This window comes from Pseudomonas sp. A1230 (genome assembly GCF_044218825.1).
In the GTDB taxonomy this organism is placed as follows: Bacteria; Pseudomonadota; Gammaproteobacteria; order Pseudomonadales; family Pseudomonadaceae; genus Aquipseudomonas; species Aquipseudomonas iridis.
Map to the genome: position 1 here is coordinate 3,211,371 of NZ_CP162582.1, position 13,854 is coordinate 3,225,224.

The window sequence follows — 13,854 nt, forward strand, 5'->3', positions numbered from 1 at the left end:
AGCTTAACGAACGTTTTACTAATGGATAAAGACAGGCAAAGAGGCAATTTCGACAGATGCCCTGCACCTGCCATTTTTAGACAAGACGCTTGCGCTGTGCTTTGGACGAGCGCCCCAGAAACCAGCCAAGTATTGGCCCAATCAACATGCCGATGAGCAACGCCAAAACCACTAGCAGTGAAACCGGCAATTGAGGCCCGGACAAACCTAAAAACAATAACGACACCGATTGTTGGTTCTCGAGAACAAACGCAAGAATCACCATCACCAGCAAAAGAATAAAAACGCCGAGAAGTATGCGTTTGAGGTTACGCATGAGTAACTCCCTGAAAAATAGCCACTGTCAAACCCCCTCTTCCTCTTCTTCGTTCACACGATCGCGCAATTCTTTGCCCGGCTTGAAGTGCGGAACGAATTTACCGTCCAGACTGACGGACTGGCCGGTCTTGGGATTGCGACCAACGCGCGGCGCGCGATAGTGCAGGGAGAAGCTGCCGAATCCACGGATCTCGATGCGATCACCGGTGGCCAGGCATTGGGACATTTGTTCAAGCATGGTCTTGATGGCCAGCTCCACATCCTTGGATGAGAGTAGCCCTTGATGGGTGACAATTCGTTCGATCAACTCCGACTTCGTCATATTTTTCCCTTCTTTTTCAAGCAGCTAGATCAGCGCTTGAAAGGTTTTAGCACGCCCGGAAGATTTTGAACAGCCCAGGGATTGACATATCTTCCTACGCGTCAGTACGCGCATTTTCATGAGATCAACACCCGACCGGATCATGCGAGATTAGCGACAGATCACCAGCATGGTTCGAGTCACGAAGCCCGCAGGGTTGAAGCCGAACGGGTATTCATCCTCATCCTCGGCATCGTCGGATCGTGTAATCACTTTGTAGCCTGCTCCCTTGCACTCCTTCGCTGCACGCTTTTGGCACTTCTCCCAGCCAGAGCCCAGCCCTGAGCAGTCGACCTCGATACCACTGACGCCGCGCACTGCATGGGTCTTCGCACTTGTGGTGCAACCTGCCAACGCCAGCACCACTGCAACGACAATAAACTTGTTCATCCACTTCCTTATGCCAGGCCATGCCTGACGACTAAACGCTTAAGACCAGCTTAGTCGTGAATAGACGATTGATCCGATTAAAGAAACAGACCTACAAGCAAAGGAATTGGTTTCACGCGCTGAAGCGTCGCATCAAATCGCAGGCACAAAAAAGGGCGACCGAAGTCGCCCTTTTTAATGATCAAGCAGAACTTAGTTCTGTTTGGCCATTGCCTGGCGCAGCAGTGCCGCCATGGTGGTGTCGCCAGCAGGAGCTTCTTCAGCCTTCAGGCTTTGGATAGCTTCTTTCTCTTCAGCATCGTCTTTCGACTTGATGGAGAGCTGGATTACGCGGCTCTTGCGGTCAACGCTGATGATCTTGGCTTCTACTTCCTGGCCTTCTTTCAGAACGTTGCGCGCGTCTTCAACGCGGTCACGGCTGATTTCGGAGGCTTTCAGAGTCGCTTCGATATCGTCGGCCAGAACGATGATGGCGCCTTTGGCGTCAACTTCTTTCACAGTGCCTTTAACGATGGCGCCTTTGTCGTTCTCTTGAACGTACTCAGAGAACGGGTCGCTTTCCAGTTGCTTGATACCCAGGGAGATACGCTCGCGCTCTGGGTCAACCGACAGGATAACGGTGTCCAACTCGTCACCCTTCTTGAAACGACGAACAGCTTCTTCGCCAACTTCGTTCCAGGAGATGTCGGACAGGTGAACCAGGCCGTCGATGCCGCCGTCCAGACCAATGAAGATACCGAAATCGGTGATCGACTTGATGGTGCCGGAGATTTTATCGCCCTTGTTGAACTGGCCAGAGAAATCTTCCCATGGGTTAGATTTGCACTGCTTGATGCCCAGGGAGATACGACGACGCTCTTCGTCGATGTCCAGAACCATAACTTCCACTTCGTCGCCGACTTGTACGACTTTCGAAGGGTGGATGTTCTTGTTGGTCCAGTCCATTTCGGAAACGTGTACCAGACCTTCAACGCCTTCTTCCAGCTCAGCGAAGCAGCCGTAGTCGGTCAGGTTGGTTACACGAGCGGTAACGCGAGTGCTTTCTGGGTAACGGGCTTTGATAGCAACCCATGGATCTTCGCCCAGCTGCTTCAGGCCCAGGGAAACACGATTGCGTTCGCGATCGTACTTCAGAACCTTAACGTCGATTTCGTCACCAACGTTAACGATCTCGGAAGGATGCTTGATGCGCTTCCAGGCCATGTCGGTGATGTGCAGCAGGCCGTCCACGCCACCCAGATCGACGAATGCGCCGTAATCGGTGAGGTTTTTGACGATACCTTTGACTTGCTGGCCTTCCTGCAGGGATTCCAGCAGAGCTTCACGCTCGGCGGAGTTCTCGGCTTCCAGGACGCTGCGACGGGAAACGACAACGTTGTTGCGCTTCTGGTCCAGCTTGATGACCTTGAATTCCAGCTCTTTGCCTTCCAGGTGCGTGGTGTCGCGCACTGGACGGACGTCAACCAGGGAACCTGGCAGGAACGCACGGATGCCGTTAACGTCGACAGTGAAGCCGCCTTTAACCTTACCGTTGATAACGCCCTTGACCACTTCCTCGGCTGCGAAGGCAGCTTCCAGAACGATCCAGCATTCAGCGCGCTTGGCTTTTTCACGGGACAGCTTGGTTTCACCGAAACCGTCTTCAACCGAGTCCAGAGCAACGTGAACTTCGTCACCGACATTGATAGTCAGATCGCCAGCGTCGTTGTAGAACTGCTCAAGCGGGATGAGTGCTTCAGACTTCAGGCCAGCGTGAACGGTTACCCAGCGAGCTTGGTAATCGATATCAACGATAACACCGGTGATGATGGAGCCTGCCTGAAGGTTCAGGGTTTTTAGGCTTTCTTCAAAGAGTTCCGCAAAGCTTTCGCTCATTTTAATTCCTGTAAATGAGGGCGAAGGATACGCCCATCTCCACACCCCAGACGGTGTGGGTTAGTTTCATATAGAAGAAGCGCCGCAGGACTATGACTGGTCCCCTGCGACCTTCTTGGTCACCCGGCGATATCGCGAATGGCGATCTCGCTCATGATGCGTTCAAGCACCTGATCGATGGACAACTCCGTGGAATCCAGCTGTATGGCATCAGCCGCCGGCTTGAGCGGGGCTACTGCGCGCTGGGTGTCACGCTCATCGCGTGCACGGATCTCATCTAGCAGACTCGACAGACTAACACCCTCGACTTTGCCCTTCAACTGCAAATATCGACGGCGCGCCCTCTCCTCGGCACTGGCGGTCAGGAAAATCTTCAGTGGTGCGGTCGGAAAAACCACCGTGCCCATGTCGCGACCATCGGCCACCAGACCCGGCGCCTCCTGGAACGCGCGTTGACGCTGCAGCAGCGCCTCGCGTACGGCGGGCAATGCAGCCACTTGAGAGGCGCCGGAACCGACGCTTTCAGTGCGAATGACATCGCTGACTTCGTCACCTTCCAGAATGATGCGCTGCAGTTGACCGTCGGTCGCCGCGATGAACTGCACATCCAGATGAGCGGCAAGTTTCTTCAGCAGCTCTTCATTGGTCAGGTCGACACCGTGATTGTGCGCAGCAAACGCCAGCAAGCGGTAAAGCGCACCGGAATCCAGCAGATTCCAGCCCAGACGCTTGGCCAGAATCCCGGCTACAGTGCCTTTGCCCGAGCCGCTTGGCCCATCAATGGTGATGACCGGTGCAATGTTTTTCACGACTGAGCCTCTTGTGCCACACGAATGCCGACCTGAGCGCACAGCGCGAGGAAGTTCGGGAACGATGTCGCGACGTTGGCGCAATCATGGATGCGAATCGGCGCGGTAGCGCGCAAAGACGCAACACTGAAAGCCATGGCAATGCGGTGATCGCCGTGACCATGCACTTCGCCGCCACCGATCTGGCCGCCGTCGATGATGATGCCGTCCGGGGTCGGTTCGCACTTGACGCCCAGCGCCAGCAAACCGTCCGCCATGACCTGGATACGATCCGATTCCTTGACCCGCAGCTCTTCGGCGCCGGTCAGCACCGTGCGCCCTTCGGCACAGGCAGCGGCCACGAACAGCACCGGGAACTCGTCGATGGCCAGCGGAACCAGCTCCTCCGGAATCTCGATACCCTTGAGCTTAGCTGCTCGCACGCGCAGGTCAGCCACTGGCTCGCCGCCGACTTCACGCTGGTTTTCCAGCGTGATGTCCGCGCCCATCAGGCGCAGGATGTCGATGACACCGGTACGGGTCGGATTGATACCGACGTGCTCGAGCACCAGCTCGGAGCCTTCGGCGATCGAAGCCGCCACCAGGAAAAACGCTGACGACGAGATATCGCCCGGCACTTCGATATGAGTTGCGGTCAACTTGCCGCCGGACTCGACCGAAGCCGTCGCGCCTTCAACGCTCACCGGGTACCCGAAGCCACGCAGCATGCGCTCGGTGTGGTCGCGGGTTGGCGCAGGCTCGGTGACGGTGGTCTTGCCTTCAGCGTACAGACCCGCCAGCAGCAGGCAGGATTTCACCTGCGCACTGGCCATCGGCATGGTGTAGGTCAGGCCTTTGAGTTTGTGACCGCCACGGATGGTCATCGGTGGACGACCTTCAGCAGCAGTTTCGATCACGGCGCCCATTTCACGCAGCGGATTGGCCACGCGATTCATCGGACGCTTGGACAGCGAAGCATCGCCCGTCAGGGTGCTGTCGAAATTCTGCGCCGCCAACAGGCCGGACAGCAGACGCATCGATGTACCGGAGTTGCCCAGATAGATCGGGCCCGGCGCAGGCTTCAGGCCATGCAGGCCGACACCGTGAATGGTCACGCGACCATGATGCGGGCCTTCGATGACCACGCCCATGTCGCGGAACGCCTGCAAGGTTGCCAGGGCGTCTTCGCCCTCAAGGAAACCTTCGACTTCGGTGACGCCTTCGGCCAGCGAACCGAGCATGATCGAGCGGTGGGAAATCGATTTATCGCCCGGTACGCGAATCCGACCGGACAGGCGGCCACCAGGTTGAGCCAGGAAGATCAGATCGTTGGAATTCATAGCGTCCACATAGGCCCTGCGGGCCAGGATTTTACTGAAATGCTCACGGGCAACCCGGGCGCGAGTGAAAACGCCCAACAATTGGTGCCCATCCCCTGCATCGACCGCGTCGCGCAAGGCGTCGAGGTCGCTGCGAAATGTATCGAGTGTGCGCAGAACAGCCTCGCGGTTGGCGAGGAAGATGTCGTGCCACATCACCGGGTCGCTTCCGGCGATTCTTGTGAAATCGCGAAAACCACCGGCAGCGTAACGGAAGATCTCAAGGTTTTCATTGCGCTTGGCCAACGAGTCGACCAGACCGAAGGCCAGCAGATGCGGCAAATGACTGGTTGCGGCCAGCACTTCATCGTGACGCTCGACCTGCATGTGCTCGACGTCAGCCCCCAATTCGCGCCACAACCGATCAACGATCGCCAGCGCAGCCGGATCGGTTTGCTCAAGCGGCGTCAGGATCACTTTATGACGACGGAACAGTTCGGCATTGGAGGCTTCCACCCCACTCTGCTCGGAGCCGGCAATCGGATGGCCCGGCACGAACCGCGCAGGCATGCCGCCAAACACCTCGGTCGCCGCGCGCACCACATTGCCTTTGGCGCTGCCGACATCAGTCAGAATCGCCTGACCCAGATCCATGCTCGCCAAACGCGCGAGGACTTTTTCCATGGCCAGAATCGGCACCGCCAACTGAATCACGTCAGCGCCCTGGCACGCAGCCATCAGATCGTCTTCACAGCGATCCACCACACCCAACTCGACCGCCAGCTTGCACGATTGCGGATCGAGATCGACCCCGACCACTTCACGGCAAACGCCACTTTCACGCAAGCCTTTGGCAAACGAACCACCGATCAACCCCAGACCGACCACCACAAGGCGACCGATCATAGGTGCAGCAGATTGCAGCGCAGTGACATCACCCACGAGCCAGAACCTTGCGCAGCGCTTCAAGGAAACGGCTGTTTTCGGCCGGCAGACCAATGGTGATCCGCAGGTGATTCGGCATGCCGTAATTGGCCACCGGACGCACGATCACACCTTCGGCCAGCAACCCCTGGAAAACCGGAGCCGCCACCTGAGCGAGATCGACGCAGATAAAGTTGCCTTTGGACTCGATCCAGCCCAGACCCAGCTCACGGAAACCCGCTTGCAACTGCTGCATGCCGGACTCGTTGAGCTGACGACTTTGTGCCAGATACTCCTCGTCTTTCAACGCCGCACAGGCAGCCGCAAGGGCCAGGCTGTTGACGTTGAATGGCTGGCGAACACGGTTCAGCACGTCCGCCACTACCGGAGTCGACAAACCATAGCCGACGCGCAACGCTGCCAGGCCATAAGCCTTGGAGAAGGTGCGCGAAACCAGCAGGTTCGGATACGCCGCGAGGAAATCCAGACCATCCGGCAAGTCGCTGCCTTCGGCGTACTCGATGTAGGCCTCATCCAGGACCACCAGCACATGCTCCGGAACATCCTGCAGGAACTCGTCCAGCGCTTCAGCGCCGAACCAGGTACCGGTCGGGTTGTTCGGATTGGCGATAAACACCACGCGAGTGTTGGCATCGATGGCCGCCAGCATCGCAGGCAGGTCATGCCCCCAATCCTTGGCCGGCACCACTTTGGCTTGAGCGCCGACCGCTTGAGTGGCAATCGGGTACACCGCGAACGCATGCTCGCTGAACACGGCGTTGAGGCCTGGCGCCAGATAGGCACGCGCCACCAGCTCAAGAATGTCGTTGGAGCCGTTGCCCAGGGTGACCTGGTTCAGCTCGACGCGGCACTGCTCGGCCAGCAAGGACTTCAGCGCAAAGCCGTTGCCATCGGGATAACGAGTCAGCTCGGCCAGCTCTTCACGGATCGCCGCCAAGGCTTTTGGACTGGCACCCAGCGGGTTTTCGTTGCTCGCCAGCTTGACGATTTTTGCCGGGTCCAGATCCAGCTCGCGCGCCAGTTCGTCCACAGGCTTGCCCGGAACGTAAGGCGAAAGTTGTTGCACGCCCGGCTGTGCCAGAGCGAGGAAATTGCCACTCATTACTACCGCCCCTTACAGAACTGCTTTCGGGTAGGAACCCAGCACTTTGAGTGCTACTGCTTCCTGACTGATCTTTTCCAGTACACCTTTGATCAACGGATCACGGTGATGGCCAACGAAGTCGATGAAGAACACGTAGGTCCATTTGCCGCTGCGCGACGGCCGGGTTTCGATGCGGGTCAGGTCGATCCCGTTGTCATGGAACGGCACCAGCAACTCGTGGAGCGCGCCGGGCTTGTTGCTCATGGACACGATGATCGAGGTCTTGTCGTCGCCGGTTGGCGGTACTTCCTGGTTACCGATCATCAGGAAGCGCGTGGAGTTGTCCGGACGATCTTCGATCTTCTCGGCCAGACGCGTCAGGCCATACAACCCGGCTGCCATGTCGCCGGCAATCGCCGCCGAATTCCACTCGCCCTTGACCCGCTTGGCCGCCTCGGCGTTGCTGGACACCGCCACGCGCTCGACATTCGGGTAATGCGCATCCAGCCACTTGCGGCACTGGGCCAGCGACTGAGCATGGGAATAGATGCGGCTGATGCTGTCGGTCTTGGTGTTTTCACCGACCAACAGGTGATGGTGAATGCGCAGCTCGACTTCGCCACAAATCACCATGTCGTGCTCGAGGAAGCTGTCGAGGGTGTGATTGACCGCGCCTTCGGTGGAGTTCTCCACCGGCACCACGCCAAAATTCACCGCACCGGCCGCCACTTCACGGAACACTTCGTCGATCGCCGCCATCGGCTTGCTGATCACCGCGTGACCGAAGTGCTTCATGGCCGCAGCCTGAGTGAAGGTGCCTTCAGGGCCGAGGTAAGCCACTTTCAGCGGCTGCTCCAGCGCCAGGCACGAAGACATGATTTCGCGGAACAACCGCGCCATTTCTTCGTTGCCCAACGGCCCCTGATTGCGCTCCATCACTCGCTTGAGCACCTGGGCTTCGCGCTCAGGACGATAGAACACCGGCACTTCGCCTTCGGCCAGCGAGGCCATCTTTACTCGCGCAACTTCCTGGGCGCAACGCGCACGCTCACTGATCAGCTCCATGACTTTGGTGTCCAGAGCGTCAATGCGAACGCGCAGTGCCTTGAGTTCTTGCTCGGACATCAGCCGTGTTCCTTCTCGAATTCAGCCATGTACGCCACCAGCGCGTTAACGGCGGTGATGTCGACGGCGTTATAGATGGAGGCGCGCATGCCGCCCACAGAGCGGTGGCCCTTGAGGTTGAGCAGACCACGCTCTTCGGCACCGATCAGGAACGGCTTGTCGAGACGATCATCGGCCAGACGGAACGGCACGTTCATCCACGAGCGATCCGACTTGTTGATCGGGTTGCTGTAGAGACCGCTGGCGTCGATGAAGTCGTACAGCGTGCGCTGCTTGGCATCGTTCAGCTTGGCGATGGCTTCGACACCACCCTGCTCTTTGAGCCACTGGAACACCAGACCGGACAGATACCAGGCCAGCGTCGGCGGCGTGTTGTACATCGAGCCGTTGTCGGCCGCGACCTTGTAGTCAAGCATGGTCGGGCACAGTGCACGGGCCTTGCCCAGCAGGTCTTCACGAATGATGTTAACGACGATGCCGCTCGGACCAATGTTCTTTTGTGCGCCGGCATAGATCATGCCGAAACGCGAGACATCGACTGGACGCGACAGAATGTCCGAAGACATGTCAGCAACCAGCGGCACGTCGCCGACTTCCGGAATCCACTGGAATTCCAGACCGCCAATGGTCTCGTTCGGGGCGTAATGAACGTAAGCGGCGTCTTTCGACAGGTTCCACTCGTTCTGGCCGGGGATGGCGAAATAGTCGTAAGGCTTGGCGGTGGCGGCGACGTTGACATGGCCGTAACGCGAGGCTTCTTCGATGGCTTTCTGCGACCAGATACCGGTGTCGATATAGTCGGCCGAGCCGCCCTCAGGCAGCAGATTCAGTGGAATCTGCGCAAATTGCTGGCTGGCGCCACCTTGCAGAAACAGCACTTTATAGTTCGACGGGATATTCAGCAGGTCACGCAGATCCTGCTCGGCCTGGGTGGCAATGGACACGAACTCATCGCTGCGATGGCTCATTTCCATGACCGACAAGCCCTTGCCATGCCAATCAAGGAGTTCACCCTGGGCGCGCTGCAGGACAGCTTCAGGAAGCGCCGCAGGACCGGCGCAGAAGTTATAGGCTCGCTTGCTCACATCCAATCTCGCTCTGATTTGGTGGTATCACGCAATAAATCACACTATTGATCAACACGGCCCTGTGGGAGCGAGCCTGCTCACGAACGCATCACCGCGGTGCTTCGAAGGTACCGCAGCGCCTGCTTTCGCGAGCAGGCTCGCTCCCACAGGGGATCTCCATGATGTCGAAAATTCATACCGGACAAATAACAAGGGGGCGAATTCTCATCCGCCCCCTCGCTTGTCCGCTTATTCTTGCGGTTCTTCGTCTGCTGCGGCGTCGAGTTGCTGGTCTTCGACTGCGTCGTCGATCACGACATTGCCTTCGAACTCCTCGCCCTCTTCACCTTCGAGCTCTTCACCTTCGACTTCCGAAGGCTCCTGAACCCGCTCCAGGCCGACCAGGGTTTCATCCTTGGCCAGTTTGATCAGCGTGACACCTTGAGTGTTACGACCCAGGCTCGACACTTCGTCGACACGGGTACGCACCAGCGTGCCCTGATCGGAGATCAGCATGATCTCTTCGCCGTCCTGCACCTGAACCGCACCGACCAGACGGCCGTTACGTTCGTTGCTGACCATGGCGATAACGCCCTGACCGCCACGCTTGTACTCAGGGAACTCGGTGATGGCGGTACGCTTGCCATAACCGCGCTCGGAAGCGGTGAGAATCTCGCTGCCTTCTTCCGGGATCAGCATGGAAATCAGCTTCTGACCTTCCGGCAGACGCATACCACGCACACCGCGGGCGGTACGGCCCATGGCGCGAACTTCGGATTCCTTGAAGCGAGTGACCTTGCCGCCGTCGGAGAACAGCATGATCTCCTGCTCGCCGTCGGTGACGGCCGCGGAAATCAGGATGTCGCCTTCGTCCAGCTCCAGCGCGATCAGACCAACGCTACGCTGACGGCTGAAGGCCACCAGCGGGGTCTTCTTGACGGTACCGTTGGCGGTCGACATGAAGATGAACGGCGCCTTCTTGCGATCGGCCGCCTTGATGCGCGCGCGGCGCTCTTCGTCGGTCTCGTTGCTGTTTTCGATTTCTTCTACATCAGCCTCGGCGCCTTCGGCTTCTTCTTCGTCAGCCTGACGCTTCATGGCTTCGAGATCGACCGGCAGCATGGTGGTGATGTATTCGCCCTCGCTCAATGGCAAGAGGTTGACCAGCGGACGACCACGGGCAGCGCGGGACGCTTCCGGAATCTCGTAGGTCTTGAGCCAGTACACCTTGCCCTTGCTGGAGAACAGCAGCAGCGTGGTGTGGCTGTTGGCAACCAGCAGGTGCGCGATGTAGTCCTCATCCTTCACGCCAGTCGCCGATTTGCCTTTACCGCCACGACGCTGAGCCTGGTACGCAGCCAATGGCTGGGTCTTGGCGTAGCCACCGTGGGAAATGGTCACGACGCGCTCTTCTTCCGGGATCATGTCACCCAAGGTCAGATCGAGGCGTGCATCGAGAATTTCGGTACGACGCACATCGCCGTATTCGGCACGGATCACTTCCAGCTCTTCGCGGATCACTTCCATCAAGCGCACGGCGCTGTTGAGGATGCGGATCAGCTCGCCGATCTGGTTGAGGATCTCTTGATACTCGGCCAGCAGTTTCTCGTGTTCCAGACCGGTCAGACGGTGCAGACGCAGTTCCAGAATGGCTTGCGCCTGCTCTGGCGACAGGAAGTATTTGCCTTCACGCAGACCATATTGCGGATCGAGCGTCTCAGGACGGCACGAATCAGCACCAGCGCGCTCAACCATCGCGACCACGGCGGAGGATTCCCACGCGGTTTTGATCAGCGCTTCCTTGGCTTCCGACGGGGTCGGCGAAGCCTTGATCAGGGCGATCACCGGGTCGATGTTCGACAGGGCAACCGCTTGACCTTCAAGGATGTGGCCACGTTCACGGGCTTTACGCAGTTCGAACACGGTACGGCGGGTGACGACTTCGCGGCGGTGACGGACGAACGCTTCCAGCAGATCCTTGAGGTTAAGGATCCGCGGACGGCCGTCGATCAGCGCGACGATGTTGATGCCGAACACCGCTTGCAGCTGGGTCTGGGCGTAGAGGTTGTTGAGGATCACCTCAGGCACTTCACCGCGACGCAGCTCGATCACGACGCGCATACCGTCCTTGTCGGACTCGTCGCGCAGCTCGGTGATGCCTTCAAGCTTCTTCTCTTTAACCAGCTCGGCGATCTTCTCGATCAGACGCGCCTTGTTCAACTGGTAAGGAAGTTCGGTGATGACGATCTGCTGACGACCACCGACCTTGTCGATGTCCTCGATGATCGAGCGGGCACGCATGTAAATGCGCCCGCGACCGGTGCGGTAGGCTTCGATGATGCCGGCGCGACCGTTGATGATCGCGGCGGTCGGGAAGTCCGGACCGGGGATGTATTGCATCAGTTCATCGACGGTCAGCTCAGGGTTGTCGATGAGCGCCAGGCAACCGTCGATGACTTCACCGAGGTTGTGCGGCGGAATGTTGGTCGCCATGCCCACGGCGATACCGCTGGAGCCGTTGACCAGCAGGTTGGGAATCCGCGTCGGCATGACCGCCGGGATCATCTCGGTGCCGTCGTAGTTCGGCACCCAGTCCACGGTTTCCTTGTGCAGGTCGGCCAGCAGCTCGTGCGCCAGCTTGGTCATGCGCACTTCGGTGTATCGCATGGCCGCGGCGTTGTCGCCGTCCACCGAACCGAAGTTGCCCTGACCGTCGACCAGCAGGTAGCGCAGGGAGAAAGGCTGAGCCATGCGGACGATGGTGTCGTACACCGCAGTATCACCGTGCGGGTGATACTTACCGATCACGTCACCGACAACACGGGCAGATTTCTTGTACGGCTTGTTGTAGTCGTTGCCCAGCTCGCTCATCGCGAACAGTACGCGACGGTGCACGGGCTTGAGGCCATCGCGCGCATCCGGCAGTGCACGGCCGACGATCACGCTCATCGCGTAGTCGAGGTAGGACTGCTTCAGCTCGTCTTCGATATTGACCGGGAGGATTTCTTTGGCCAGTTCGCCCATGAGAAGCCTGATTCCTTTTTCTGGTGAAACTTCGTCATATCCATGTGGGAGCAACGAAGCTCGTCGGGCACGGCAGAGTGCCGTGCGCCGACTTACGACAAATCAACATTCCGGAGAGTGGATTTGCGCAGTAAAGACAGCTCCGTGGAGCGGCCTCGGAAAACGCCGGATGTTATCACAAAGGCCGCCACGCACCTATCCCCCAGACGCGCATGGAGCATAGTTAGTTGACTGGTGACAGGCTTAACGGGGACGAGAGAGGCTCAGAGCTTCTTTGAATGCAGAATTCGGGCTGAGTTTGAGGATGTTTATTGACTTTTAGGGCTTCATCGCTGGCAAGCCAGCTCCCACAGGATCGGCGGCGAGCACAAAACCTGTGGGAGCGAGCCTGCTCGCGAAGAGGTCAACGCAAACGTCAAGCCAATCAATGCAGGCGCTTGCGGCACATCAACTGGGCCATTTTCGCCGTATCCGGCCGCTCGACGATGCCCTTTTCGGTAACGATGGCATCGATCAGATCCGCCGGTGTCACATCAAACACCGGGTTGAACGCCTCAACGTCAGCGCCAACACGCTTGCCGCCGACTTCCAGCAATTCGGCACCATCGCGCTCTTCAATCGGAATTTCGTCGCCGCTGGCCAGATTCATGTCGATGGTCGAACTCGGCGCCACCACCATAAAACGCACACCGTGATGCATGGCGTTGACCGCCAGTTGATAAGTGCCGATCTTGTTGGCCACGTCGCCATTGGCGGTGATCCGGTCAGCACCGACGATCACCCAGGTCACGCCTTTGGTTTTCATGATGTGCGCGGCGGCAGAATCAGCATTCAGAGTGACCGGGATGCCTTCGTTGGCCAGCTCCCATGCTGTCAGGCGCGAACCCTGAAGCCACGGCCGGGTTTCGTCGGCATAGACGCGCTCGACCATGCCCTCGAGAAATGCCGCACGAATGACGCCAAGCGCCGTACCAAAACCACCCGTCGCCAGAGCGCCGGTGTTGCAGTGGGTGAGAATCGCTTGAGCGTTGCCCTGATGCTTGCGGATCAGATCGACGCCGAGTTGGGCCATGGTCAGGTTGGCCTCGCGATCACTTTCGTGGATGGCGATGGCCTCGGCTTCCAGTGCTGCCAGCGGATCGGCATTGCCTTTGAGGCGATCGAGCCGATCGTGCATGCGACCCAGCGCCCAGAACAGGTTGACCGCCGTCGGCCGGGAATCGGCAAGCAGGGCAAAATCCTCTTCCAGCGCGGCGTACCAGTCGCCACCTTCGGCCACCCGCGTACGCGCCGCGAGGACGATGCCATAAGCCGCACTGATGCCGATCGCTGGTGCGCCCCGCACCACCATCGAACGGATCGCCTCGGCCACGCCGGCGGCGCTGGTGTAAGCGATCCAGGTTTCTTCGAACGGCAAAATACGCTGATCCAGCAGGTGGAGCGCGCCATCTCGCCAATCGATGGCCTTTACTTTCTCCGCAGCCAACAGTCGATCGCGCATCCCACACCCCGCACTCATGAACAAAAGCCGCCGATTATAGCGATCCCCCCGCGAAGA

General features: G+C 58.7%; 11 protein-coding genes. All 11 read right to left on the reverse strand.

Annotated features, from left to right (window positions below; all coding sequences use genetic code 11):
• Positions 1 to 76 precede the first annotated feature (76 nt).
• The 11 genes from AB4P97_RS15065 to mtnA all read right to left on the reverse strand — a co-directional run bounded on the left by AB4P97_RS15065 (position 77) and on the right by mtnA (position 13,797).
• On the reverse strand, positions 77 to 316 hold the full coding sequence (locus tag AB4P97_RS15065) for a lipopolysaccharide assembly protein LapA domain-containing protein (RefSeq protein ID WP_395601284.1): 240 nt from the start codon (positions 314 to 316) through the stop codon (positions 77 to 79).
• A 27-nt stretch (positions 317 to 343) separates the two neighbouring features.
• Entirely contained in the window at positions 344 to 640 is a 297-nt protein-coding gene (gene ihfB / locus AB4P97_RS15070; protein ID WP_003189779.1) for an integration host factor subunit beta, read from the reverse strand.
• A 150-nt stretch (positions 641 to 790) separates the two neighbouring features.
• Positions 791 to 1,069, reverse strand: coding sequence for a hypothetical protein (locus AB4P97_RS15075; protein WP_200616958.1), 279 nt, complete (start codon positions 1,067 to 1,069; stop codon positions 791 to 793).
• A gap of 192 nt (positions 1,070 to 1,261) precedes the next feature.
• Positions 1,262 to 2,944 (reverse strand): 30S ribosomal protein S1, encoded by a 1,683-nt coding sequence (gene rpsA / locus AB4P97_RS15080; RefSeq protein WP_007908431.1) that lies wholly within the window; start codon positions 2,942 to 2,944, stop codon positions 1,262 to 1,264.
• Between the two features lie 119 nt (positions 2,945 to 3,063).
• Positions 3,064 to 3,753, reverse strand: a complete 690-nt coding sequence (gene cmk, locus AB4P97_RS15085) for a (d)CMP kinase (protein ID WP_047302446.1) — start codon at positions 3,751 to 3,753, stop codon at positions 3,064 to 3,066.
• Entirely contained in the window at positions 3,750 to 5,957 is a 2,208-nt protein-coding gene (locus AB4P97_RS15090) for a bifunctional prephenate dehydrogenase/3-phosphoshikimate 1-carboxyvinyltransferase (RefSeq protein WP_395602947.1), read from the reverse strand. Before AB4P97_RS15090 ends, cmk begins: the two co-directional genes overlap by 4 nt.
• Before the next feature lie 28 nt (positions 5,958 to 5,985).
• Positions 5,986 to 7,098 (reverse strand): histidinol-phosphate transaminase, encoded by a 1,113-nt coding sequence (gene hisC / locus AB4P97_RS15095; protein WP_042560362.1) that lies wholly within the window; start codon positions 7,096 to 7,098, stop codon positions 5,986 to 5,988.
• A gap of 12 nt (positions 7,099 to 7,110) precedes the next feature.
• Positions 7,111 to 8,205 (reverse strand): prephenate dehydratase, encoded by a 1,095-nt coding sequence (gene pheA / locus AB4P97_RS15100; protein WP_007908404.1) that lies wholly within the window; start codon positions 8,203 to 8,205, stop codon positions 7,111 to 7,113.
• Positions 8,205 to 9,290: a 3-phosphoserine/phosphohydroxythreonine transaminase gene (serC, locus tag AB4P97_RS15105; RefSeq protein ID WP_200616955.1), complete on the reverse strand. Its 1,086-nt coding sequence runs from the start codon at positions 9,288 to 9,290 to the stop codon at positions 8,205 to 8,207. Before serC ends, pheA begins: the two co-directional genes overlap by 1 nt.
• 231 nt (positions 9,291 to 9,521) lie before the next feature.
• Positions 9,522 to 12,296, reverse strand: coding sequence for a DNA gyrase subunit A (gyrA, locus tag AB4P97_RS15110; RefSeq protein WP_042560364.1), 2,775 nt, complete (start codon positions 12,294 to 12,296; stop codon positions 9,522 to 9,524).
• A 424-nt stretch (positions 12,297 to 12,720) separates the two neighbouring features.
• Positions 12,721 to 13,797, reverse strand: a complete 1,077-nt coding sequence (gene mtnA / locus AB4P97_RS15115; RefSeq protein WP_047302451.1) for an S-methyl-5-thioribose-1-phosphate isomerase — start codon at positions 13,795 to 13,797, stop codon at positions 12,721 to 12,723.
• Positions 13,798 to 13,854: the final 57 nt, after the last annotated feature.

Excerpts from the sequence above, each read along its gene's own strand:
- AB4P97_RS15065 (WP_395601284.1), bottom strand. The coding sequence starts at position 316 with ATGCGTAACCTCAAACGCATACTTCTCGGCGTTTTTATTCTTTTGCTG.
- ihfB (WP_003189779.1), bottom strand. The coding sequence starts at position 640 with ATGACGAAGTCGGAGTTGATCGAACGAATTGTCACCCATCAAGGGCTA.
- AB4P97_RS15075 (WP_200616958.1), bottom strand. The coding sequence starts at position 1,069 with ATGAACAAGTTTATTGTCGTTGCAGTGGTGCTGGCGTTGGCAGGTTGC.
- rpsA (WP_007908431.1), bottom strand. The coding sequence starts at position 2,944 with ATGAGCGAAAGCTTTGCGGAACTCTTTGAAGAAAGCCTAAAAACCCTG.
- AB4P97_RS15090 (WP_395602947.1), bottom strand. The coding sequence starts at position 5,957 with ATGATCGGTCGCCTTGTGGTGGTCGGTCTGGGGTTGATCGGTGGTTCG.
- hisC (WP_042560362.1), bottom strand. The coding sequence starts at position 7,098 with ATGAGTGGCAATTTCCTCGCTCTGGCACAGCCGGGCGTGCAACAACTT.
- pheA (WP_007908404.1), bottom strand. The coding sequence starts at position 8,205 with ATGTCCGAGCAAGAACTCAAGGCACTGCGCGTTCGCATTGACGCTCTG.
- gyrA (WP_042560364.1), bottom strand. The coding sequence starts at position 12,296 with ATGGGCGAACTGGCCAAAGAAATCCTCCCGGTCAATATCGAAGACGAG.
- mtnA (WP_047302451.1), bottom strand. The coding sequence starts at position 13,797 with ATGCGCGATCGACTGTTGGCTGCGGAGAAAGTAAAGGCCATCGATTGG.